General features: G+C 34.9%; 25 protein-coding genes and 3 pseudogenes. 4 read left to right on the top strand and 24 right to left on the bottom strand.

Annotation, left to right across the window (positions count from 1 at the left end):
* Positions 1-361: 361 nt before the first annotated feature.
* Positions 362-991, bottom strand: coding sequence for a nitroreductase family protein (locus tag RUH95_RS18905; protein WP_313894457.1), 630 nt, complete (start codon positions 989-991; stop codon positions 362-364).
* Positions 992-1,127: 136 nt separating this feature from the next.
* On the opposite strand from RUH95_RS18905, the gene RUH95_RS18900 reads away from it, so the two are divergent.
* Positions 1,128-1,472 carry a winged helix-turn-helix transcriptional regulator gene (locus RUH95_RS18900; RefSeq protein ID WP_313894456.1) on the top strand — a complete coding sequence of 115 codons (345 nt, stop codon included), beginning with the start codon at positions 1,128-1,130 and terminating at the stop codon, positions 1,470-1,472.
* A 122-nt stretch (positions 1,473-1,594) separates the two neighbouring features.
* Here the strand turns inward: RUH95_RS18900 and RUH95_RS18895 are convergent, their stop codons facing one another.
* The 7 genes and pseudogenes from RUH95_RS18895 to RUH95_RS18865 form a co-directional block, all read right to left on the bottom strand.
* Entirely contained in the window at positions 1,595-1,744 is a 150-nt protein-coding gene (locus tag RUH95_RS18895) for a hypothetical protein (protein ID WP_313894455.1), read from the bottom strand.
* Positions 1,745-1,906: 162 nt separating this feature from the next.
* Positions 1,907-2,584, bottom strand: a pseudogene (locus RUH95_RS18890) (MBL fold metallo-hydrolase).
* Positions 2,585-2,586: 2 nt separating this feature from the next.
* The gene (locus RUH95_RS18885) at positions 2,587-3,201 is read right to left on the bottom strand and encodes a TetR/AcrR family transcriptional regulator (protein WP_313894454.1); all 615 of its coding nucleotides are present in this window, start codon (positions 3,199-3,201) and stop codon (positions 2,587-2,589) included.
* Positions 3,202-3,362: 161 nt separating this feature from the next.
* Entirely contained in the window at positions 3,363-3,536 is a 174-nt protein-coding gene (locus RUH95_RS18880) for a hypothetical protein (RefSeq protein WP_313894453.1), read from the bottom strand.
* 359 nt (positions 3,537-3,895) lie between these two features.
* The gene (locus RUH95_RS18875; RefSeq protein WP_397469527.1) at positions 3,896-4,153 is read right to left on the bottom strand and encodes a class I SAM-dependent methyltransferase; all 258 of its coding nucleotides are present in this window, start codon (positions 4,151-4,153) and stop codon (positions 3,896-3,898) included.
* A 325-nt stretch (positions 4,154-4,478) separates the two neighbouring features.
* Positions 4,479-4,691 carry a hypothetical protein gene (locus RUH95_RS18870; protein WP_313894452.1) on the bottom strand — a complete coding sequence of 71 codons (213 nt, stop codon included), beginning with the start codon at positions 4,689-4,691 and terminating at the stop codon, positions 4,479-4,481.
* 47 nt (positions 4,692-4,738) lie between these two features.
* Entirely contained in the window at positions 4,739-5,395 is a 657-nt protein-coding gene (locus RUH95_RS18865; protein ID WP_313894451.1) for an alpha/beta hydrolase, read from the bottom strand.
* A gap of 204 nt (positions 5,396-5,599) precedes the next feature.
* On the opposite strand from RUH95_RS18865, the gene RUH95_RS18860 reads away from it, so the two are divergent.
* Positions 5,600-6,790 (top strand): oxalate decarboxylase family bicupin, encoded by a 1,191-nt coding sequence (locus RUH95_RS18860; RefSeq protein ID WP_313894450.1) that lies wholly within the window; start codon positions 5,600-5,602, stop codon positions 6,788-6,790.
* Between the two features lie 74 nt (positions 6,791-6,864).
* On the opposite strand, the gene RUH95_RS18855 is transcribed toward RUH95_RS18860, so the two are convergent.
* The 7 genes and pseudogenes from RUH95_RS18855 to RUH95_RS18825 form a co-directional block, all read right to left on the bottom strand.
* Positions 6,865-7,725 carry a DUF2785 domain-containing protein gene (locus tag RUH95_RS18855; protein WP_313894449.1) on the bottom strand — a complete coding sequence of 287 codons (861 nt, stop codon included), beginning with the start codon at positions 7,723-7,725 and terminating at the stop codon, positions 6,865-6,867.
* A gap of 141 nt (positions 7,726-7,866) precedes the next feature.
* Positions 7,867-8,037 (bottom strand): DUF4269 domain-containing protein, encoded by a 171-nt coding sequence (locus RUH95_RS18850; RefSeq protein WP_313894448.1) that lies wholly within the window; start codon positions 8,035-8,037, stop codon positions 7,867-7,869.
* Between the two features lie 183 nt (positions 8,038-8,220).
* A pseudogene (locus tag RUH95_RS18845) lies at positions 8,221-8,966 on the bottom strand (class I SAM-dependent methyltransferase).
* Positions 8,967-9,238: 272 nt separating this feature from the next.
* Positions 9,239-9,373 carry a hypothetical protein gene (locus RUH95_RS18840; protein WP_313894447.1) on the bottom strand — a complete coding sequence of 45 codons (135 nt, stop codon included), beginning with the start codon at positions 9,371-9,373 and terminating at the stop codon, positions 9,239-9,241.
* A gap of 56 nt (positions 9,374-9,429) precedes the next feature.
* Positions 9,430-10,485, bottom strand: a complete 1,056-nt coding sequence (locus RUH95_RS18835) for a hemolysin family protein (RefSeq protein WP_313894446.1) — start codon at positions 10,483-10,485, stop codon at positions 9,430-9,432.
* A 69-nt stretch (positions 10,486-10,554) separates the two neighbouring features.
* The gene (locus RUH95_RS18830) at positions 10,555-11,856 is read right to left on the bottom strand and encodes a hemolysin family protein (RefSeq protein WP_313894445.1); all 1,302 of its coding nucleotides are present in this window, start codon (positions 11,854-11,856) and stop codon (positions 10,555-10,557) included.
* Positions 11,857-11,892: 36 nt separating this feature from the next.
* On the bottom strand, positions 11,893-12,279 hold the full coding sequence (locus tag RUH95_RS18825; RefSeq protein WP_313894444.1) for a MerR family transcriptional regulator: 387 nt from the start codon (positions 12,277-12,279) through the stop codon (positions 11,893-11,895).
* An 804-nt stretch (positions 12,280-13,083) separates the two neighbouring features.
* On the opposite strand from RUH95_RS18825, the gene RUH95_RS18820 reads away from it, so the two are divergent.
* Entirely contained in the window at positions 13,084-14,346 is a 1,263-nt protein-coding gene (locus RUH95_RS18820; protein WP_313894443.1) for an MFS transporter, read from the top strand.
* Positions 14,347-14,463: 117 nt separating this feature from the next.
* On the opposite strand, the gene RUH95_RS18815 is transcribed toward RUH95_RS18820, so the two are convergent.
* Positions 14,464-15,660: an MFS transporter gene (locus tag RUH95_RS18815; RefSeq protein ID WP_313894442.1), complete on the bottom strand. Its 1,197-nt coding sequence runs from the start codon at positions 15,658-15,660 to the stop codon at positions 14,464-14,466.
* 110 nt (positions 15,661-15,770) lie between these two features.
* Here RUH95_RS18815 and RUH95_RS18810 point away from each other — a divergent pair, with 110 nt between their 5' ends.
* On the top strand, positions 15,771-16,157 hold the full coding sequence (locus RUH95_RS18810; RefSeq protein ID WP_313894441.1) for a winged helix-turn-helix transcriptional regulator: 387 nt from the start codon (positions 15,771-15,773) through the stop codon (positions 16,155-16,157).
* Between the two features lie 63 nt (positions 16,158-16,220).
* Here the strand turns inward: RUH95_RS18810 and RUH95_RS18805 are convergent, their stop codons facing one another.
* The 8 genes and pseudogenes from RUH95_RS18805 to RUH95_RS18765 form a co-directional block, all read right to left on the bottom strand.
* Complete coding sequence (locus RUH95_RS18805; RefSeq protein ID WP_313894440.1) at positions 16,221-17,066, bottom strand: aldo/keto reductase; 846 nt, start codon at positions 17,064-17,066, stop codon at positions 16,221-16,223.
* A gap of 237 nt (positions 17,067-17,303) precedes the next feature.
* Positions 17,304-17,834, bottom strand: a complete 531-nt coding sequence (locus tag RUH95_RS18800) for a DUF4269 domain-containing protein (RefSeq protein WP_313894439.1) — start codon at positions 17,832-17,834, stop codon at positions 17,304-17,306.
* A gap of 339 nt (positions 17,835-18,173) precedes the next feature.
* Positions 18,174-19,175, bottom strand: coding sequence for a phosphotransferase (locus RUH95_RS18795; RefSeq protein ID WP_313894438.1), 1,002 nt, complete (start codon positions 19,173-19,175; stop codon positions 18,174-18,176).
* 64 nt (positions 19,176-19,239) lie between these two features.
* Entirely contained in the window at positions 19,240-19,881 is a 642-nt protein-coding gene (locus tag RUH95_RS18790) for an alanyl-tRNA editing protein (protein ID WP_313894437.1), read from the bottom strand.
* 109 nt (positions 19,882-19,990) lie between these two features.
* Positions 19,991-20,215 carry a hypothetical protein gene (locus RUH95_RS18785; RefSeq protein WP_313894436.1) on the bottom strand — a complete coding sequence of 75 codons (225 nt, stop codon included), beginning with the start codon at positions 20,213-20,215 and terminating at the stop codon, positions 19,991-19,993.
* A gap of 198 nt (positions 20,216-20,413) precedes the next feature.
* Positions 20,414-21,289 (bottom strand): annotated as a pseudogene (locus RUH95_RS18780) (NAD-dependent epimerase/dehydratase family protein); the annotation flags it as partial.
* Between the two features lie 205 nt (positions 21,290-21,494).
* On the bottom strand, positions 21,495-21,911 hold the full coding sequence (locus RUH95_RS18770) for a group-specific protein (RefSeq protein ID WP_313894434.1): 417 nt from the start codon (positions 21,909-21,911) through the stop codon (positions 21,495-21,497).
* A gap of 76 nt (positions 21,912-21,987) precedes the next feature.
* Positions 21,988-23,004, bottom strand: a complete 1,017-nt coding sequence (locus RUH95_RS18765; protein ID WP_313894433.1) for a serine hydrolase domain-containing protein — start codon at positions 23,002-23,004, stop codon at positions 21,988-21,990.
* Between the last annotated feature and the right edge of the window lie 153 nt (positions 23,005-23,157).

Here is a 23,157-nt window from a genome sequence, read left to right as displayed (position 1 = left end):
TATAGAATATAGGTGACGACCTGCGGATAAATCAAAGATCATTACCTGCAAAGATTCCAACTAAGGGTTTAATGCCAAGCCACTTCATTAATTAAACATAGCTTACACTATGTATCAAGATCGGAAGTAAAAGTCGAATGCATAGACACTCACAGGTTCCTACTTTTAGATCCCGTTTTGATGACCAAATGTTCCCCAGTTTCCCAAGATAAATAGGAGTTGTAGAAACCCAAAAATAAGTCACCTAGCACTGATTAAATATCAATGCTAGGTGGCTTATTTATCTCTTTGGTTGTTTCTATTTTTTGCGCAAGTCCATCTTTCTTTGACTTTTTGAACACTATTCTATTTACATTCGAGACTAAATAAATTGAACAATTTCATCTAAAGGTAAACGTGATGAACCGAATGCTGGTGCAGCTGCTTTTCCAATTGCAATTAGAGCAATAGGGAAAATATGTTCAGGTAGTTCGAATCTTTCCGTAAATTTCTCTTTATCGAATCCGCCCATTGTTACTGTATCGAATCCTCTTTCTTTTGCAATTAACAACAATTGCATTGTAATAAGACCAGCGTCAAAAGTTGCAATATTTTTTCTAGCCTCTAATGGAGCATAAGGATATGTTTGATGTGTATTTTTAATAGTTCGATCTTTTATATCCTCACCCATGTGGCCTTCTTCTACATTTTGAGTATATATTTGTTCCACTTTTTTATACATTTCGGCATTTCCTAATACCGCAATAACTGCAGAGGAAGTTTCAATTTGCTCTTGGTTGTTCGCAATTGCTCGAAGCTCTACTTTTGTTTTTTCATCTTGAATGACAAGGAATCTCCATGCTTGAAGATTACTAGAAGAAGGTGCTGATGTTGCTTCTTTGATAATTTCCTCTATCTCTTGTTGCGAAATTTTAAAACTTGGATCGTACACTCTCACAGATTTTCTTGCGTTCATAATCGTATATAGATTTGAATCTTTTTCTTTTGTCATTTTGTTTCCTCCTATAACTTACTTATGGTAAGTTTATTTACAAAAAGTATCTTACCATTAGTAAGTTTATTCGTCAAACAAATGACTCATCTATGGTACAATAAAGAAATAGAATCGATAAATGGAGGTTTTATCATTGCTTAAATCGACTGATACCAATACATGTAGTAATTATTGTAGTAACTACCATGAAGCAATTGAGTTTATCGGCAAGCGTTGGATGGGAATGATTATTTACACTTTATTACCTGGTCCAAAACGCTATAACGAGCTTATTGCTAATATCCCTGGGATTTCTGATCGATTACTTACTGAAAGACTGAATGATTTAGTTAATGCTAAATTAGTCAATAAAAGACTTATCGATTCCTCAACAAAAAAAGTAGAATATGAGCTAACTGCGAGCGGCATTGCTTTCAAAGAAGTAATTACTTCCTTGCAAAAATGGATTGATATTTGTGAATTTGAAAAGCAATCTTAAGCAATAAAAAATATGTGGTAATTTTCAATTTTTACTTATGCATACAAAAAACACCTCCTTTGATTAATACCTTTATCGTATCGGGAGGTGTTGCAAGTTTATATGTGTTATTTTCATTCCTATTATTTATCTGTTTGTTTTTGCTTTTTTTCCAAATACTCCGCTCGTATTTTTTCAATTTGCTGCTTTTTATCAAATTTGGCAGGCTTGTGTTTTTCTTGATACTTCGCCACAGCTACCTTACTTTTGGTATCCAATTGATATTTTCCCATTGTGTTCACCTACTTTTCTTGTCTTTAAAGAGAATCTATTCAACAAATATAATATACCTTATTTTACTGAAGTAAACCTTTTTACTTTATTAGTGTACTATCAAATCTTTCATATATCAGTAAAAACTTAGTAAAATAATTCAGACTTCCCTAAATTGCTGATTACTTCTCGCCTAATTTCATCTCCGTAGTTCGAACATATTCCTCTAACTGATCAGCAGGATTAAACACTGTATTTCCATGGCATACTTCTAATCGTTTTGGATTTAACTCGCTTACAATAGCACTACTTTTTAATGCTTCTGTCATATTAGGTGTAAACATGGGAGGTTGGAGCTTCCCATTTTTCGATTTAAATAGATCCCCCGCTAACAGCACTTGATCTTTTTCATGATAGTGGACGACATGACCTGGGGAATGCCGAGGTGTAAAAAATGGTCTTAATTCACCTACAGATTTCAAATTTCCATGCTCTTTTTCAATTAGGGGTTGAGTTAGTTGTTTTGGCAAGTTGTTTTCCAATTTCTTTCGTTTTGGGTAAAGCACCTCCCCTTCCAAATATGGAATTTCTATTCGATGTGCGTACACAGGTACATCATATTCAGCCAATATTGCCTTTACTGCTCCAACATGATCAGAATGTCCATGCGTAAGAAGAATTCGTTTTAGTGGACCAGCGTTTAGCTCCTTCATGAATTACATAATTCCTTTCGCCATCATTGGCATTCCAGCATCTATTAAAGTGATTCCGTCTTCTTCCACAACAACCCATACATGAATAGGAATAATCATCCACGTTTTCAAGCTCCAAATATGGTCAGAAATCTGTTTTGCTTTCATCTTTATTCCCCCTTATTTAGTTTTTCTTTAAAGCCTAATAAAAGGATTTCGATTGAGAGATCAAATGTAGGAGTTAATCTCTCCATTAAAACGCCAAGCGGCTCATGCATATATGAATACGTACTTAATATCCCATTCAAATTGAAATAATAAATACGGGAATAAGCCAATAATTGTTCATTACTTGGAATAGAAAGACATTCCTGAAAGATTAACTTCATCATGTCAAAAATTTCAATTCGAAGTTTATTGATCTCTAATTCTTGCTCTACTTCATCCACCCTAGAAGATTTAGCATTGAAAAAAATATCGTAAATATTTTGATGCTTTAAGCAAAAGTGGATATATGCACGACTAATTTTTTTTAGTCTGTTTTCTGCTGATAATGTATGCTGAATTGAAATTTGAAGCAATTGATGATGTAGTTCTTGCAAGGACGGCATAGAAAGCTGATGAAGTAAGGATTCCTTATCTTTAAAGTAAAGATAAATCGTTGTATGTGAACAACCCGCATCCTTTGCAATTTCTCGTATTGTGACGGAATCATATCCTTTATTTGCAAATAAGTTTACCGCAGATGTTAAAATCATCTTTTTAGTTTCTTCCGAACGTTGCACAAATTGAATACACTCATTTCTTTTTATACACCCACTAACCAACGGTTATAATATAACCATTGGTTAGTGGACGTGTCAAAAAAATATCCATTGAAAGGATATTTTTGTTTACGAAAACTGACGTTACAGGTATTCAGGCTCTATTCCCATTCCATAAGAGTTTAAGTCAGAAATACTATAATAGATATAACAAATAGAACCACTACTAAAAGAAAAGGGACAAATGCCCTTCTTATTTCTTCTTCTCCCTCTGCTTTCTTAAGCTTTTTTCTAAATTCAATCCAACTAATAATCAATACAATCGAGATTATTATTACGTATGGAAGTTCTCCCAAGTGAATACCTCCTTATCCTAATAACTCAACATAAAAGAACACATATTTCATTAACCCTTTATATCTTTTTAGAGGCTTTTATTATAAATGTTGCTGGAACTAATTGCGCTTTGTGGGTTGAATACCATTTCGAAGGATTTTCCGAAGGGATTTCAGGTAAAATAACATCATCTATTACCTTCTCAATAATAAAATTAGAATCAATTAGAGTATTTATATATGTACTTAGTTTCCTATGATACATAACCACATTACTATGCCATGCATCGTTATATTCTGGTCCTTCTATATTGTATGATTTTTTAAAAGTGAACGATGATTCCTCATAAGGCAAACGGTCATGAATAGGGTGTTCCCAACTAAAGATAAAAGTACCTCCTGGTTTTTAGATAGTTATGGATGTTTGCTAATGTACGGCGCAAATCAGCTGTCCAATCTAATGCATAAATAGAATATATAATATCGTAGTAATCGCTTGGTAGACCTGGATTATTTTCCATAGGAGATTCAAATAATGATACTTTAACTTTTTGCTTACTTAACAATTTACTAGCTGTTTCAATTTGCTTTGTCGAAAGGTCTAATCCCCATAATTCCTCTGCTCCTCTTTCTCCCATATATTGTAATGAGTGTCCACTGCCACACCCAATATCTAATACTTTTTTATCTGTAATATTACCAAATAAATTAAGCTGGTCTTATTCCAGAGAAAACGGACCATATTCTGGGAGAGCAGTTCTTCCAAAAAATCGTTCTGCTGAACTCTCCCAGCCTTGTTTATTTATACGTAAAATTTCTGTTACATCCATGTATTCATCTTCCATTCTTATCATCTGTTCACTTTTTCTAAACAACTAATCAATGTATTTCCAAATGACCTAACTTCAGATAGGTAATCCATTTAATAATTTACTAATTCTATATACTTGTTTTAATGTTTTGCTATTTTTTGCATTCAAATGAATAGCTACTTGTAATATTATTGTGAATTTCTAATATGACTTTTCCGCCAGCTTCATAGCAACCAGTACTCAATGAATTTATTTCTGCTGTATTGAAATAACTAAATGCAATTGTTAAAATAGCGGCTCCAAATAGTGCAGTAACTAAAACCCATAGAACCCCTATAAAATGCTTATTTTTAAATATCGTCATTTTCAGAACACTCCTTTTTCGATCTGCACTCTAGAAATACCTGCCAATTACCCTTTTTTATTAATCGTAAAGTCATTTATACTATCCATTATTTCACCCAAACTTATAATAGAGACAGTAGTATTGTATGGTTCAATATCTAAAGAGTGATTTGCATTATTGATTTCTTTCATTTTTAAGTTTCGTTTCTCTTTAAGCTTCGTTATTTTATTTTGCACATAGTGCACATCGTTCTTCCCGATCACCAAAAAGGTTTCGTTGATACTTCCCAAAATCCCCTCAAAAAACGCGTCCATTTTTAATAACGGTGTTAATAATATGACCTTTGAATCAGAATAATTAGCATCCAATCCATACTTAGCGATTATTGGGATAGTTCCAAGTGATTTTCCTAAAAATATCGTCTCCGTATAACCGCCTTTTTCTAAAACGTCTCTAACTACTGAATCCACATCATCCACCATCAATTTGCTAAATTCATTTATCGGTAAATTGCGTTCATTTTCATCGTACGAATAATGAACATGTACAACATCAATATTATTTTTAAGCATCACCATTGTTGCATAATAAAATAAAGGCTTATCGTATGTATATCCTGTTCCAGAAAACATAAAACAAATAACTTTTGACCCTTTTTCCATATGCGTATATTGAATTTCTTTGTTTGATGCCGTTATTGAAATCTTTTTTTCATCCTTCATTTTCTTCCACTCCTAAAAGGACAAATTATATTGTCTATCCCCAGTTTTTTATCTGGATTAACACTAATTCGACGTTCTTTCCTTTTATCCTTTAATAATAAAATTATGATTAATTTTTAACACAAAATCATTTACACGATTTCCATATCATATACCATAATAAAGCTCAAATAAAAAATGTTGTCTAATGAGAGGAGCCTATGAATGGAAAATCCGGAACAAACTCGAGAGGTGTATGAAAATATACCACAGCCCCTCCGAAATGACGGTGCCGGAGGATATGATACAGGTCCCCGCGATATTATGCGGGATTTTGAAAACCCTGACATGCTAGTTCCACCAAAAACAGATGCCGGCTTGGTCCCTAACTTGAAATTTTCTTTCTCAGACACCTCTATGAAACTAAATCACGGCGGGTGGTCACGGGAAATAACTGTCAGAGAATTACCCATTGCAACCACCCTTGCAGGTGTAAATATGAGCTTGACCCCAGGTGGTGTTCGGGAATTACATTGGCATCAGCAAGCAGAATGGTCCTATATGATTTTAGGCAGTGCACGAATTACGTCAGTTGACGCAAAGGGGAGGAATTTCATTGCCGATGTAGGACCAGGTGACCTTTGGTATTTCCCCCCTGGAATCCCACATTCAATCCAAGGATTGGAGCACTGCGAATTCCTACTCGTATTCGATGATGGGGCATTTTCTGACCTTAACACTTTATCCATCTCCGATTGGTTTGCACATACCCCAAAAGATGTACTCTCTGCAAATTTCGGCGTACCAGTTGACGCCTTTGACCACATCCCTTCAGGCCAAGTTTATATCTATCAAGACAAAGTTCCTGGACCGTTGGAAAGTCAAAAGGTCCAATCTCCTAACGGCACCATTCCTCAAAACTTCAAGCATCAGTTACTAGCGCAAACACCAATTAAAACACCTGGCGGAAGCGTACGAATTGTAGACTCTTCTAATTTCCCTATATCAAAAAATATCGCAGCTGCACTTGTGGAGGTTGAACCGGGCGCAATGAGAGAATTACATTGGCATCCGAATAACGATGAGTGGCAGTATTACCTTACTGGACAGGGACGCATGACGGTTTTCTCTGGAAATGGTGTAGCTCGTACATTTGATTATAGAGCTGGTGATGTCGGCTATGTACCATTTGCTACTGGGCACTATATTCAAAATACAGGCAATGAAACTTTATGGTTTTTGGAAATGTTCAAGAGCGATCGATTTGTTGACGTGTCACTAAACCAATGGATGGCACTTACCCCTAGCGAACTAGTAAAAACCAATTTGCATGTTGGTCCGGAATTATTGCATGCGCTACGGAAAGAGAAATGGCCGGTCGTCAAATATCCTGGGTATTCTTACTTCCCTAAATAATGATAGAAAAAATCGACCAGCTCACTTAAGAGTAGGTCGATTTTTTTAAAAGTTCGTCAAACACAACGTCTACTTCAGTTTGGAAATATTTCTGACAAACATTTTGCAATGCTTTTTTGGAGTGGAATCAAATCATCAACTTCACTTACTTTTACATAAAAGCTTTTTAAGAATTTTTTACAATTTGCAACTAACATCCAATACTGCTCTTCCTCCAACTGCTGCTTTTGCATTCCTAGCTCTGACGGGATATTTTGTATCAAATACTCTATCTCTTTGAGTTCCAATCCGTTATGAAGCATTTCTAGTATTGGGGTTAAAATTCTTTCGTCTTCATCGTGTATGTAAACACTTTCTGAAACAAAAACCTTATTCCACAGTGGTGTTAGAATTTCAAAATATAGCTCTTGATTGACATTTGGATTTTTAATCAGTTCATCAAACACATCCGATACATGAGCTACGCTATGAGCCCATCCTTTTCCAGAAACATATCCCCTTAAATCTTTTTCAGCGTTCATATAATCGATTAGTTCATCTTTTACTTTGTACACCGTACTTTGGGATAAAAAACTATTTTTGTTATCTCTACCTAAAATAAGCCCTATTAGTAGTGAGGTGAAAGACCTTGTAAACACTGTATCAGTGCCATTTTCACCAAGTCCTTTCATTAATAAATCATTTAAACACATATCCAGCAGCTCGATTAACAACTCATCATTCAGATAATTTTTCTCTAAGATAAATTGATAAAAAGAGCTATAAATCAATTGGTCTCTAAGTTCGCTATCTGTTGTACCTATATGCTCCATCATTGATTTTACAATAATAACTGCATTCTCTTCTTCCCAAATTTTTGATCCATTTTTAATGTCCTCTAAAGCTACTTTTAGTGCATTTTCTTCTAATGGAACTACATCTGTTAATAAATTCATTTGTTTACTCCCTTGAATAAATTTTCCACAATTTCTTATTTCAACTATAATCATACTATATATTCAAAATACTCTCTATATAATAAAAAGCCGATTCCCCGTTAACTGAGAATCGACTTTTTATATTGGTACCTATTTATATCAAATAAAAACATTTTGTTTACCATATTCCAATAACGCTTCATAAGGATCACCTTCTAAACCAAACAATGTGCAAAAGGCAGGCTCGATTTTAACACCTTGCTCTTTTAGTATAATTACTTCTTCTTTGAAACTTGGATTATTCTTCAGAATTGAAATTTCAACAATCATATGCAAATAGGCATATTGTTCTTTTACTCGCTTTGCATGATACCCAAGTTTTTAATAGCCGAATAGGCAAGTTGCTGATTTTTATTTCCAAATTGTAAGTAATCAATTGTATCAAACATTAAGTTCCCCCCAATCGAGCAAAACTATAAACTTTTCAATTTATCGGTTGGATCGAAAAGTACTTTAAGAAATTCTTTTCAATACTTTCTTTACACACGAAAAATCCAGTATAATTGGAATTCGCTGTCTTCTAACAAACTCATCTTCACTACTAAAATGTTCACGCTTTGGGCTACCTTCATGTAAATCTAAAACTGTAAACCGGCTTGTTTAAGTGCTGTAAAATAATGTTCGATTGTACGATGATACTGAACTACTTTTTGGTCAATCCAAAGTTCTTTTCTTTCTCCCTCTTGAAAATAGTCATTGACAATCCAATTGCCTCGTCTGTCCCCAGATTACTTACTAGCAAATGACGAAGTTGTAAGTGGATGCTGGATACTAAAAGTAAATCTTTCGGTTTCTTTAAGAGTTTTATGAACATTTTGAAATAGGCGGTTAATGTCTGAAACATAATGGATGGCAAATCGAGATGTCACAAGATCAAATGCCTCTTTTGGATATTTATAATATTTCATTGTTTAAAAATGTATTGTCCCGTTTTGTTCAAGTAGGTTAGTGCGTGCCACTTCCACCATTTGTTCCGAGCCTTGTACTCCTGTGTAGTTTTTCGCTCCTACATGTAAGAGTTCTTTTCCAAACGATGCATCACCGCACCCTAGATCTAAAACGCTACTATCTTCAATGCTCCCTATTAATTCAAAGATAATCGGTTCTTCAATAGCATTATTTGGACTATCTTTTCTGTTGATTCTAGTCTTCCAATTATTAAAAAAATCCGTTTGATTGTAAACGCTAGATCCTTTAATTTCCCTTCGAAACGTCTCCCCCTCTTACATTTGAGATATCGGGCAATTAATCGCCGTATATACAAATTAATGTATATTATCATAAGTTTCTTAGAAAATACAAAAATGAGGAGAAAATTTATCGATATATTAAAGACTCCTCTTGGTGAAATAATATTAACTGAATTAACCACTTAGTAAACGAAGCTGATAGTTTTCTCAGTAGCTTAAGCATCCGGGTCATAAAAAAAGCATAATTCTATAATAGAATCATGCTTTTACTAAACCGTTCATTATTTCTTTTTCAAGTTTTTTACTTGTTTCAATGCAGAAGAAACTAAACTTTTCGCCATTTCTCTGTTTTTTTCATCCTTCAGCATATCACTCGCTGCCGACATAATCTTTTTTGAATTGTTTTTAATGTCCAAGATTACGCACCTCCTCTTTTAAAAATTATTAAAATGGTTTCTATTATAATACTAATTTAAGTCGTTTGAATATCCAGATATTCTTCACTAATTTCACCAACAATTTCTTCTAAAATATCTTCCATTGTCACCAATCCCACAGTACCACCTTCTTTATCTGTGACGATTGCCATATGAACTCTGTTTTGTTGCATGTTAGACAGTACTTTCTGAATAGAAGTTGTTTCAGGAAAACGCGGCATTTCGTGAATAAACGATTCTGGTTTCTCTGTTCTTCCAGCTGCCATACTAGTCAATAACTCTTTTGTATTAATAAAACCGATTAGCTTGTCTTTGTTTCCATCTTCTGTCACTGGATAACGCGTGTATTCATGGTCATCTAATACCTCAAAAAATTTGGATTTCGACAGGCTTTTGTCCACAGTTACGATTTCTGATCGCCGTATCATTATGTTCTTCACAATCCTGTCGTCAAACGCAAAAATATTTTTAAGATAGGTCAATTCGGTTTGATTGATCTCGCCGCTTTGGAAGCTTTCAGTCACTATTAACTTCAACTCTTCTTCTGAATGAGCCTCTTCATGTCCAGCTGGCTCTACTCCGAATAGTCGTAAAAAAACTCGTGCAGCACCGTTTAGTAACCAGATGAACGGATTCATTATTTTTCCAAACCAATACAGTGGAGGAGCAAGTAGCAAGGTCATTCTTTCTGAGTATTGAATAGCCAATGTCTTTGGTGCCAATTCTCCAATCACCACATGTAGGAACGTAACTATTGCCAGAGCAATCGCATAGGAAAGTGCCGTCGCCAATGCTTCTGGAACAGCAAAATACTCAAATAATGGATGCAGCATTCTTTCAACAGTCGGTTCACCCAATGCACCAAGACCTAACGCCGTTACCGTAATTCCTAGTTGGCAGGCAGACAGGTAATAGTCCAACTCGTTCGTAACTTTCTTTGCAAGTGAGGCCTTCTTATTTCCTTCTGATATCAATTGATCGATTCTTGACATACGCACCTTTAAGATGGCAAATTCAGCCCCAACGAAAAAAGCAGTCAATAGTATGAGCAAAGCTATTAATAACAAGTTTATTATGGTTTGTCCTTCCAAATTTTCTCCCTCAAGAGAGGGATTCACCTCCAGTAATATTTAACTCAGTTGTTTAAATTTTCGTTTTTATTAAATCTCTTGATGAAATATAACCCGCTTTATTTGTTGATTATCCATTTCAGTAACCGTCCATTGATAGTTGTCTTTGGAGATTATATCACCAGTATGAACTTCTCCTTCGTTTTGGGAATGAATCCAGCCCCCAATGGTATCGACATCTTCGCTTTCATCAAAAACTAAACCAAAGCGGTCTTGAAGATCTTTTAAAAGTACACGACCATTAATGAGGTATTGATTTTTATCAAGCTTGCTAATATCCGGTACTTCGTCAGCATCGAATTCATCGCGGATTTCTCCTACAATTTCCTCTAGAATGTCTTCCATCGTAATCATGCCGGCAGTACCGCCATATTCATCAGCTACTAATGCGATATGCACATGGGTGTTCTGCATTCTAAGCAAAGCATCCTGTAGTCCAGTAGTTTCAAAAACAATTGGGAGTTTCCGTACGAATTCTTCGAGTTTTCGTTCCCGTCCAGCTACAATATGGGGAAGCATCTTTTTAGCACTAACAAAACCGAGGATAAGGTCTTTGTCCCCGTTTTCTGTTACCGGATAACGCGTGTAGTTGTTTTCATCCAAAGTTTTAATGATTTCATCCAATGGCATGTCTTTATCAAGGGTAACCAGTTCCGTTCGGGGAACCATGATGTCCTTGACGTTCCTTTCATCAAACGTGAAGACATTCTCCATATAGGATAGTTCGGTTTGATTGAGCGTACCACCCTCGTAACTTTGGGCCATAATGATTTTCAGCTCCTCTTCCGAATAAGCCTGTTCATGTCCAGCAGGTTTAATGCCAAATGATTTTAACAGAACGGCTGCTGAACCGTTCAAAGTCCAAATAAATGGCTTCATGATTTTTCCAAACCAGAAAAGCGGTGGTGCGAGAATCAAGGTCATTTTTTCAGCATATTGAATGGCCAATGTTTTTGGGGCCATCTCCCCAATAACGACGTGTAGAAAAGTTACTAGTAAAAAGGCAATGGCATATGAAGCCGCAGATGCTATAGTTTCGGAAACAGCAAAAAATTCAAATATCGGGTACATCAGACGTTCAATAGTTGGTTTCCCCAGTGCCCCTAATCCTAGTGCGGTAACTGTAATACCTAGTTGGCAGGCTGATAAGTAATAATCTAAATTAACAGCCACTTTTTTCGCAAGTACAGCCTTTTTGTTCCCTTCAGCTATCAATTGATCAAGCTGAGACATCCTAATCTTTACTACTGCAAATTCCGATCCGACGAAAAATGCCGTCAAGCCAATCAAAATCACTAATAAAACTAAATTTAATATAGTAATTATATCCACTTATATTCCCTTTAAAGGGATCCACCTCCAAATTAATTACATCAAAGTCAATAACGAAGCTATCGACATCAACCGTGTTTCTAGCGTTTTATGAATATTTACTTTTAAGTGAGTAGGAGCATCTTTCAGTTGTTCTTCCAACCGTGCTAATTTTTTTTGTAAACAATCAAATTCTTCATTAACTTCCTTCATTAAGAGTTCAGTTTCTAGATTTTCATCTGAGACTAGAACTTGTTTGATTTCAGCAAGAGACATGCGTTGTTTTTTCAATAGCTGAATCCGTCCAAGTGTTTGAAGGACAGTGGAAGAATATAGCCTGTAGTTGGCTTTTGAACGCTCAACAGGAAATAATCCGCATTTTGTGTAGTAATCAACTGTCCGAGTTGATAATCCGCTAAGCTTTGCAACCTCTCCAATATGCATTAATTCCTTCCCAATGCAAACACCCCCTTTTATTCGTTATGAAAATAATAGCACAAACAACTAAATAGCATACAGTAGAACGTCATGCTTTGAAAAAAGTCACTCGTTTTCAGAAAATAAATACATATTTTTGACATAATGTTTCGTTAATTGAGAATTAATAGGAAGCAGTATTTACATGTTGGATATAGCATCCGGATTCACTTAAAGAAAATGGTAGTACAAAAAAGAGGGCTGCTCAACGGCATACCCTCCATTTGAAATAATAATAAAATGATTTACTCTGGCTTCCTTATTCCATTGGAGATTGAGAACGTTTTATGAAAAGCGCAACAAAGACTGCAAGAATTATTGACCTGGTTTCATTATGTTCAGGTCTTTTTTTCGTTCATTTTTTAGTCGAACTTAGATTCATCTCCCCCGCTTTTGCTTCTCCGTTTTTTCAAAATAATCAATTTGTACTTAAATACATAAATCTATGCTAAAATAAGTGCTTGTGCTTTTCAAAGAAATAGGACCTATTACCCACACTACTACTAACTTCACTTTTAAGCCGTTTTTCCTCTCCATTTGGGATTACATAATTAACATTATTCTTTCAAATAAAATTTGTATTCTTTTCGTCAAATGAACTAAGTTCATTTTATTGACACTTTCTAATTGTCGAGTTATCATGGTTACAAAAAGTAACCAAGGAATTAAAAGTCGATAAACAATTCAATCAAATCGTATATATTTAGTAAAAATTTAAGCTAATTTGTCTAAACAAATGAGCAATCAAATATGTGAATCGGGGAAAATATCATGAATAAGCCAAAGAAAAAAATCCACTATGCTTGGCGGGTATTATTAGGGTTGGTTATAATGGTCGGAGCTGCTAAAGGTGGCATCATGACTACTGGTGGATTATTTTTAACTCCAGTTACAGAAGATTTAGGTATTGGTATGGGAAGTCTGACTTTGTACTTTAGTATATCCTCTATTGTCACAATGATTTCTCTGCCGATAGCTGGTCAGCTGATGGCAAAATATAATATTAGAACACTTTTAGTAGTAGCAGTTATATTGGAGGCAGGCTCTTTTGCAATGTTTGGCTTAATGAACTCCGTATGGGGTTGGTACCTGTTTGCTATACCAATGGCAATGGGATCTGTCATTGTCACACAATTAGCGGGACCTGTACTTATTAATAATTGGTTTAAAAAGCACAAAGGCTTGGCTATAGGAATTATGGTGGCTGCTGGTGGTCTAATAGGTGCACTCCTTCAACCGGTAGCAGGTAACTTAATTGCTAGTGAAGGTTGGAGAAATACGTATATTATTTTAGGGGTAGGCGTAATGGCGGTCGTTATTCCAATCGTCTTATTAACAATTAGAATGTCCCCACAATTAAAAGGTTTACAGCCATATGGTGCGGATGAAGTGAAGCAAAATGAAGCGATTAAAGTTGAAAAAGCAAATAGCGGAGTTTCAGTTGCCATAGCTAAAAAATCAAGTGCATTTTATTTTTTACTACTATTCTTCTTTTTTGATACATCAATAGCAGCTTTTAATCAGCATGTTGCACCATTTGCGATGGGTTTGGGCTATGATATCAAATTTGCGGGTAATGCAATGGGCGCATGGTCGGTAGGTGTTGTCATTGGAGCGTTATTTTTCGGCTTCCTCAGTGATAAAATCGGCGTGAAGAGTACAGCAATTTCCGCTATGCTTTTAGGGTTAGTTCCAGTAGGGATTCTTATAACAGTTCCTGAAAATCCAGTAATGTTTACAATAGCTACTGGCCTATATGGCTTTGTTGTTGCATCTCTCGGAACATTAGGACCACTATTAACAACTTCTCTATTTGGTAATAAAGAGTTCAGTCGCATTTATGGACTCGCAATAACGGGATTAGCAGTTGCAGGTATTGTTGCGTTACCTGCATATGGCTTTATCTTTGAATTTACAGGTAGTTACGCTTATGTGTTATGTGCTATTTTTATCATGCTAATTTTGAATGTGGGGTCTATTATCTTTGCATTCAAAGGCAAAAAGAAACTAGAAAAAGCAGGTTTTTGGAATTAAAAACTTCGCTGCATCTATTACCATACACATACCATAGACATACATGAAATCCGCTCTCTTAAACGAGAGCGAATTTCATTTTTTTATCAAATTAGCTTCTTCCTCCGTCTTACAGACCTATTTTAATTCCGTCAACTTTTTGTTTTCAAAAATTAACCACGCTAATGTAGTCACTGTAGCAACCATGACCATTAAGAAGCCATACAAGGGTGTATATTCTAATGATTGATAACGCACAATTAATCCTCCCACATAAGATCCTATAAAAATCCCAACATTGAATGCAGAAATATTTAACGCAGAAGCCATTGATGTAGCAGAAGGTACATATTTTTCCGAAAGCTGAACTGCATACAATTGTAAGCCAGGTACGCTCATAAACATGAATAGACCCATAATAAATATCATCACTAATCCAATAATATGGGAATCAAATGAGAAATTAATGCCGAGTAGCGCAAACGAAAGTCCAATGAAGATGAAAAATAAAGCTCGAAGTGGATTTCTGTTCGCAAAATGTCCACCTAATGTATTCCCTATTGCCACAAAAATACCATATACAACTAAAATAATGACGATCGCTTGAGGAGAGTATCCCATATGTTTTTCTAAAATAGGAGATACATATGTGTACACTACAAATACGCCACCATAGCCAACTGCTGTAATGAAAAGAATTAATAACATACGGAAGTTACTTAAAACTTTCCCCATATCACGTAACGAAATGGAATTCCCCTTTGATAGATTATTTGGCACAAGTAATGCATTGCTAATAAAACCAATTACGCCGATTACTACAATGAAAATGAATGACATGCGCCAGTCTGATACTTGTCCGATGTAAGTCCCTAATGGAACCCCAGTCACAGTTGCCAATGTTAAACCTGTAAACATAAATGCAATAGCACTTGCACGTTTATCTGGAGACACTACTTCAGCCGCAATTACAGACGCAATCGACATAAATACACCATGTGCTAATGCGGAAATAATACGACCTAGAAGTAATAACGAGAACGTAGGTGCAATAGCAGCCCATAAGTTACCAACTATAAAAACTGCCATTACGAGCAAGAGAACCTTCTTTCGTTCTAACCTGGACGTTAAAACCGTTAAAAGTGGAGCTCCAATCGTTACACCTAGTGCATAGATGGATACGGTTAAACCAGCAGTGCTTATAGATATACCGAAGTCGTTTGTTATTAGTGGAAGTAGCCCCACGCTTATAAATTCTGTTGAACCAATACCAAAGGCACTTATTGCTAGTGCAAGTAGTGTTAGTTTGGCATTTGGTGCTGTTGATTTTTTCATAATATTGATAACTCCTTTGATTTATAAAAAAAGATGTAGTATTATTCATATACACTAAAGAAGCATGTAGAGTACTATTAGTTACTTTTGAATAATACAGGGGGTTCACGATGAAAAAAGTTTATAATATTGGCGTTGAAGCCACACTCGAAGTAATTGGTGGTAAATGGAAACCTATTATTCTATGTCACCTCAATCACCATGGTAAAATACGTACAAATGAGTTTCGTCGATTAATTCCTGGAATTTCACAAAAAATGTTGACGACTCAATTACGAGAATTAGAACATTCTGGATTAATCAATCGGAAAGTTTTCAATCAAGTGCCTCCAAAGGTGGAATATTCTTTAACAGCCTATGGACACGAAATGGATCCCGTGCTTAACTTACTTTGCACTTGGGGTGAAAATCATATCGAAAAGTTAATAGATAATGGTGAGGATGTTCTTCTCATGCAGCGTGATGAAGATATTGCTGTTGATCTACTATCTCAATAAAAATAGAGAAAGCCTTAGGGATAATCCCTTTAGGCTTTTTGTCTCTTAATTCATGAAATTCGATTACATGACGAAATCAAACTCTGCTGGATCTGGCCCAACACGAGTTTCTAGGTTCATGTCATTAATCACTTGTAGTTCTTCATCCGTAAGGCTGAAATCAAAGATGTCTGCATTTTGAACCATACGCTCTTTACGTACTGATTTAGGAATTGTTACAACACCATTTTGAACATCCCAACGCAAAATAACTTGTGCGTTTGATTTACTATATTTTTCTGCGATTTTAGCAATTGTTGGATCTTCCAAAAGTCCCCCTTGCATTAAAGGAGCCCAAGCTTCTAATTGAATATTATGCTTTTTACAGAATGCTCGTAACGCCACTTGTTGTAAACGTGGGTGGAATTCTACTTGGTTAATTACTGGAGTTACACGAGCTATTTTCAATAAATCTTGTAAATGCGATATGTTGAAGTTACATACACCAATTGCTTTGATTTTGCCCGCTGTGTATAGATCTTCAAGCGCTCTCCAAGATTCTGCATATTTATTTATACCCGGCCAGTGAATTAAGTATAAATCCAAGTAATCTAGTCCCATTTTTTGTAGACTCTCTTCATATGCTGCAATTGTTTCCTCATAGCTTAAGCCAGCATTCCATACTTTAGATGTAATGAATAAATCCTCACGTTTTAAACCGGTAGATGCTAGCGCTTGTCTAATCCCCTCACCAACACCAGCTTCGTTACCGTAAATAGCCGCTGTATCAATGCTACGGTAGCCAACCTCAATCGCATTTTTTACGATATCTGCTGTTGCATCGTTTTCCACTTGGAATACACCAAGGCCAAAGCCAGGCATTTCAATCCCATTATTTAATTTGATTGTATCTTGTAAGCTATTAATCATTATTTAGTCCTCCATTTGTGTTGGTATTTCATTGCTTTTCTATTATGTAGCCTTTCATGTATTAAAAAAAGTACGCACTTTTTTGTGTCATAGAAACGCCGAGGTTCCTATTGTGTGTTATCAGCCGTTTGCGGATAAAAAAACTTGAAAAGATAAACAAAAATACCCGAAGCTCTTATGGATAAAAGAGTTTCGGGTATTTTATATAAGATTGGCTCCGTTTCTTTAATCACAATATCAAATGAACCCATTTTGTTTTCCATATTCCAATAGCGCTTCATAAGGATCACCTTCCAAACCTAAAAGTGCGCAAAAAGCAGGCTCGGTTTTAATCCCTTGTTCTTTTAGTTTAATTACTTCTTCTTTAAAATTAGGATGATGCTTCAATATGGAATCCTCCACAATCATATGTAAGTATGCATATTGTTCTTTTACTCGCTGTGCTTGACCAAACAATTCAAATTCAAATCCTTCAAATATAAAATTCGCCTTTACGACTGGAGTATTACGGATGGAAGTTTTTTTAAAAGTGAAATTTTGTTCATTTCCAAACAAAGCTTTTACTTTATGTTCGAATAAAGAAAACTCTTCCACATGCATAATGATATCTAAATCAGAATGTACTATATCAATTCCGATAGGTAAAGTACCACAAAGAGTAGGATAATATTCAGACAAACTCCGCATGATTCCTAAGTTTTTAATAGCCGAATAAGCACGTTGCTGATTTTCATTTCCAAATTGTAAATAATCGATCGTTTCAAACATAAAATCCCTCCAAGTCTTTCTGTATCTTTTGTTAATACCAACGTTTCCACCAGCCTCCTATTTCTATTATATATTTCATTAAAAAAATAGGTGTTTCTCCATCTAAAAACAGTCCGATTAAAATCAGACTGTTCGTATTCTAGCTATTACATAATTATTTATATACAAAGGAATAAACCTCACTTACTTATGACATGGTTAAACTGTGTTATTTTTTCTCGACCAACTATCTCTATTGTTAAATGATAAAACAAGTACTGTATTCAACTTACCCGCTGCGTTAAAACCTTACTTCTTCTTGAAGTAATGCACTCTTGAGTTGAAGAAAAAAGCCATTTACTACTCTATCTCCAACAGAAAAGATTTTTCATTTAGGAAAGCCCTACAATAATTTTGAGTAACATAGGGCATTCTCCGTTGTATCCATTCGTGCGCTTCTTGGTTATTGACCATAAAACCAAAAGCCCCAAAAATACCTAACATAAAACCTGCATTTATTAGAAAATCGTCTTCTTCATTAAGATTTCTTAATGTTTTATATCCTTCTAACACTTTTTTTCTATGATTAATATTAAAAGAAGCAAGCGTAACGCCAATATCGAATAGATAATAACCATAACCCGAGAAACCAAAGTCAATAGGGATAACAGTGTCATTACTTACAATTATGTTTCCACCTTGAAGGTCAGCGTGAATAATTCCCCAATTGTTATTCGTTATTGGTGTTCTATCAAAAATAATTTTTATATATTTCATTGTATCTAAGATCACATCATATTGTTCAGATGTAAATAAACCAATTTCTACACCATACTGTAATCTATCCGTCAAATTCCTATACTTCTCAATATCGTAATTTGGTCGTATAAATGGTAGTGGAATAATCCAGTTATTTGAGAAATTATGTAATTTAGCTAATACAACTCCTACTTCATAAGCAATAGTTTTTGAATTTATTTCCTTTCCCGTATAAACATTGCCTACTTTCCAGGTGAGGAGCGTTGCCAATTGAATAATATTATTATCCACATCAACTATAGTAGAAACCAAGTTTCCTTTTTTATTATTAATAGGTTGCTGCAAAGGTAAAGAAGTTTGTTCGTTTAAACTATTTAGTAATTCCATCTCTGCGTTTATTCCTTCAAACGTATGCTGTACACCTTGTAGACCGGAAGTAATAGGGGAATGAATCCGCAAAACATAAGAATTGCAATCTTCATGATTATCTATTTTTATTGTAATATTGTCGTTATGTCTAATAAAAGTTGATGAAAAATCAGTAATCCCATAATGTCCTAAAGCAATTTCAATGAGTTTATCGTAATTAATCGTTTTTTTCATTTAAGTTTTCTCCTTATTTTTCTAAAATAAGATATTACTTGTTCAGCCTCCCACGATGTAAGTATTAATTCTCCAAATAAATTTCAATTCTTTCTTTCCCTTTTCCAATATTATTGCGTTTTAATCTTATTTTCCCTACTTCACCCGTTTTCTTTAGATGGGTACCTCCACATGGAACTTGTGAAAAACCTTTGACCTCCCAATATCTCCGACCTTCTTCTTCGTTGCTAAAAGCACTAGTGATGTCGAGGTTTGCTTCAATGATTTCATCGAATTCTTGCTCGATAAGAAGGAAAGATTTTGATATGTTCTCGTGCCATAAAAAATCTATTCGTGATTTATCTTCCGCGATATGTGCACCTATTTTTTCAATTCCTTCTAAATGTTTATAGGATAGTTCTAAAATAATTTCTGCTGCAAAATGTAGTCTCATCAGTCGATAACGGCGATTCCAATCAATATTCATCGTCACTACATCACCTACATGTAAACGATGCCCTTCCTCAACTGTATAAATGATTTCATGAACATCTTTCTTTGCTTGAAGTACGGAATATCCGCCTATAGACCCTTTATCACTTTCTTGTCCACCAGAAAAAGCGTAAAAGATTGTTTGTTCCACTGTCAGGTTATTACCGTTTACAGTGGATATACAAGTATTTAGTTCTGTTAAGTATGGATCGCTCCAAAATAACTTTTCAACCATAGCAGCACTTCCTCATTTCATCATGAATTACATGTTTTTTATGATTCTGGATAATGCATATTAACTTGAATAATATGGTAGTGGAATTCCTGCAATCAAGCATAATCATTTAGGAAGGTTTTCTAACTTCTTTCTTCTTGTTCCTCCGGTAAAAAAAGCGCCACGTATAGAAGATAGACCAAAATGCTATTAGCAAGGACAGTGGTGCATAGGGATATTTTTGTTGATCAAAAAATAATATAATGATGCTACCTACAATAAACGTTGGTACTGCCAAATATAACCACATTCTTACTTCTTTATTTTTAAAACTTAAATCAAATCGATCACTCATAAATACCACCCCATCAAATGAAATTAATTGTTTAGCTGTTGTTTATAGAATTAAATTAATATTCTTTAAATTATACCATCTGTTTAAAGTAGATGTATATATTATACAAAACTACAGAAAAACTCTTAGATTATATCCGAAAACAGATACATAATCTAGGAGTTATTTAAACTATTTTTTATCGAAAATGAAGATTGCTTATGATTGTTTGGCTAACCAAGTCTGGACAACATTCGGTAAGCCTTGTTTGTAATCAGGATATTTCAATTGAAAGCCCGTATCCAGTAGTTTTTTATTAGAAAAGTTCGTATTGGCTGTTGCATATTCTGTTAATACAGGACCTAGTGCTAGCTGACATAAAAAACGCGGTACGAGACGAATTTTAGCATCTTGGACATCCATCAACCGCTCAATCTCCTGCCGAAATTCACTCGATGGTAGCTGCAGGTTATCGGATAAAATATAATTTCCGCCGACTTTTCCATGTTCAATCAAATGTAAACAAGCACGACTACAATCCTCAATATGTATTGGGCTGAAATACGCGTCATAGCCTTTTAACCCTGTAACTGGCTTCTTCTCATAAAGCGGTCGTAGATAGAGCTGTTCCATCCACGATGTTGGCCCGTAAATTTGTGTCGGATACACAATTGTAACCGGATATCCTTGCTCTCCGTATTGCTTTGCCAAGTCAATCGAACCTGCAATATACGGTCCCCATCCTTTTGGTTCACTACGGTAATGTTCATCTTGCGAAACACCATTGCCCGCATCACCAAAATAGCTTGTCCCTCCTACATAAATCACTTTCTTTAAAGTTTATGGATCTATTGCCTCGAATAATCTTTTCGTCATCTCCACATGTCCGGCTGCATATTTCTGCGCGACTTTCTTCGTTACCTTCTTACCCCAAGTTGGCGGTGCTGCTAAATGAATGACTGCATCAACTTCATTGATAAATTGCTGCCACTTTCCATCCACAAGTAAATCTCCAACTATTGTTTGCATTCCCTCATTCTGCAATTGGCGAGCCTTCTCTTCTGAGCGGGTCAAAACTGTCACATCATACCCTAAATCTTTTGCTACATTTACTTAAACGGTCCCGATATATCCCGTTCCACCTGTTATAAAAACTTTCATTTTATTCCCCTTTTCATCTTTTGGATGAGGTTTATTTACACACGCTCTATAATAATAAACTAGATTTAATAATCGCAATATTGAGGAATGTTAATAGTGATTAAATATATTTGCGTTTTATACAAGTAGTTTCACCAATTCATTTTATTCTCCCTTTGTGTTCAACAAACTTAGAATTTAAAGAAATAATATCAATTAATTCTTCAATAGTTCCAATACATTTTTCAACTTCAGGTAGATGATAAAAAGTGCTCGTTGTTTCAAAGTTGTTAACTTCTTCAATTAGCGAATAAAGATATATCTTTTTACCTTGACCTAATGCAATTCCAAATTCAATATGACTTCCTTTTCCAGCTGGTAATAAAACTACTATAAAGTCTGCCTCGATTATCGCATCTTTCTCTTTTTGACCTACTTCTTTTAGTTCGTTAATGGTTGAAATTCTTTCATTTTGAGTCCAATCATATGTATGGATGAATCCCTTACTTTTTAGTTTTTCACTAATAAATCTAACATTTTCAATATTATTAAGACTAGATGCAACATAAAACTTCATTCTATTTCTCCTCCTTTTGTTATTCATTTTATCAACTTCTTGTACTAGTCTGCCCTTAATCTCAGTTCAACAAAAGTTAGTTAGAGAAAGTATCAGCTACTATGTTACTAAATTCTCTTAAATAATAGAGATAGTCATTTCCATCGATTTCTTCATAGTTATATCTCTTGTTATACATCTTTGAAACAACAATATTATATTCAGGAATTACTAATAAAGTTGCACCTGTTACGCCAATTATTTGAAAAGATCCTTTGGGCACTCTTTCGCCAATCTCACTTCTTAATGATGGAGTTCCTTGAACATACCAAAATGCACCGTTTAACGGAAAATCTTTATTATCATACTTAGGACTTAGAACTTGTGTTGCAATTTCAATTACTTCTTTTGGAACAATTTGTTTCCCATTTATATTTCCATTTCTAAGATGAAGATTGCCCCAATATGCAAATTCTCTTGCAGAAACGTGAAGGTTCGATTCGCTCCCATCGTTTGACCTACCTAGATTAAATGATGCCTCTTCGTTAGGATCTATAATTACTTTTACTAATTTGTCATTCTCTTCTGTTTGCCATGCCGTTTCCTTATAACCAAGTGGTAAAAAAATTCTTTCACGTAACAATTCAGCGACACTTTGGTTGTATAATCGTTTGACTAGTTGCGTCATCATTGTCACATTAATCCCTCTGTATGCCCATCCTTGACCTGGTTGAAATTCTCTATAAACCGTTCCATTGTCATCCTCATTTAAACCATGAGAATGCGTAATTAAATTTCTAATGGTCGTTTTATCGAGTAATTTTTTATCGAATTCTTCAAAATAGTTTACTGCATAATCATCAAGACTCCTGATTTTACCCTCATGAATTGCATATGCAACAGCTAATCCTAAATAACTTTTTCTCGCTGATGCAACATTAAATTGTGAGGATTGACCAATAGGCAATGAATTTTCGGTATTAGAATGGCTACCACTGTAATGCTCTAACACTAATTCATCATTCTGTAGTATAAGTAATGCCGATGCGGAGCAGTGATTTCGTTCCTTTATATCTTCAACCCATGAAATCAATTTTTGATATTTATTATCCATATTTTTGTTCTCCTTTATTTCAAGTTCTTTTATTAAATTCGACAAAAAGAAAATTAGCCCTTTCTGTGTTCTTTCTACTTTTCCAATCGGCAGGTTATTGCAATTAAAAAGACATGTATACATTGGGTATTAGATCAAATAATACAAACGATA

The organism is Psychrobacillus sp., assembly GCF_032154225.1.
Lineage (GTDB): Bacteria > Bacillota > Bacilli > Bacillales_A > Planococcaceae > Psychrobacillus.
This window is presented reverse-complemented; position numbering and strand designations above follow the sequence as displayed.

Bases quoted from the DNA above. Each gene is read 5' to 3' on its own strand.
- RUH95_RS18800 (WP_313894439.1), bottom strand. From the start codon at position 17,834: ATGTTTGAAACGATCGATTATTTACAATTTGGAAATGAAAATCAGCAA.
- RUH95_RS18905 (WP_313894457.1), bottom strand. From the start codon at position 991: ATGACAAAAGAAAAAGATTCAAATCTATATACGATTATGAACGCAAGA.
- RUH95_RS18785 (WP_313894436.1), bottom strand. From the start codon at position 20,215: ATGAGTGATCGATTTGATTTAAGTTTTAAAAATAAAGAAGTAAGAATG.
- RUH95_RS18865 (WP_313894451.1), bottom strand. From the start codon at position 5,395: ATGAAGGATGAAAAAAAGATTTCAATAACGGCATCAAACAAAGAAATT.
- RUH95_RS18790 (WP_313894437.1), bottom strand. From the start codon at position 19,881: ATGGTTGAAAAGTTATTTTGGAGCGATCCATACTTAACAGAACTAAAT.
- RUH95_RS18815 (WP_313894442.1), bottom strand. From the start codon at position 15,660: ATGAAAAAATCAACAGCACCAAATGCCAAACTAACACTACTTGCACTA.
- RUH95_RS18810 (WP_313894441.1), top strand. From the start codon at position 15,771: ATGAAAAAAGTTTATAATATTGGCGTTGAAGCCACACTCGAAGTAATT.
- RUH95_RS18820 (WP_313894443.1), top strand. From the start codon at position 13,084: ATGAATAAGCCAAAGAAAAAAATCCACTATGCTTGGCGGGTATTATTA.
- RUH95_RS18765 (WP_313894433.1), bottom strand. From the start codon at position 23,004: ATGGATAATAAATATCAAAAATTGATTTCATGGGTTGAAGATATAAAG.
- RUH95_RS18870 (WP_313894452.1), bottom strand. From the start codon at position 4,691: ATGACGATATTTAAAAATAAGCATTTTATAGGGGTTCTATGGGTTTTA.
- RUH95_RS18875 (WP_397469527.1), bottom strand. From the start codon at position 4,153: ATGGGAGAAAGAGGAGCAGAGGAATTATGGGGATTAGACCTTTCGACA.
- RUH95_RS18895 (WP_313894455.1), bottom strand. From the start codon at position 1,744: ATGGGAAAATATCAATTGGATACCAAAAGTAAGGTAGCTGTGGCGAAG.
- RUH95_RS18770 (WP_313894434.1), bottom strand. From the start codon at position 21,911: ATGAAGTTTTATGTTGCATCTAGTCTTAATAATATTGAAAATGTTAGA.
- RUH95_RS18850 (WP_313894448.1), bottom strand. From the start codon at position 8,037: ATGATTGTTGAAATTTCAATTCTGAAGAATAATCCAAGTTTCAAAGAA.
- RUH95_RS18855 (WP_313894449.1), bottom strand. From the start codon at position 7,725: ATGAATTTATTAACAGATGTAGTTCCATTAGAAGAAAATGCACTAAAA.
- RUH95_RS18860 (WP_313894450.1), top strand. From the start codon at position 5,600: ATGGAAAATCCGGAACAAACTCGAGAGGTGTATGAAAATATACCACAG.
- RUH95_RS18825 (WP_313894444.1), bottom strand. From the start codon at position 12,279: ATGCATATTGGAGAGGTTGCAAAGCTTAGCGGATTATCAACTCGGACA.
- RUH95_RS18795 (WP_313894438.1), bottom strand. From the start codon at position 19,175: ATGAAAAAAACGATTAATTACGATAAACTCATTGAAATTGCTTTAGGA.
- RUH95_RS18805 (WP_313894440.1), bottom strand. From the start codon at position 17,066: ATGATTAATAGCTTACAAGATACAATCAAATTAAATAATGGGATTGAA.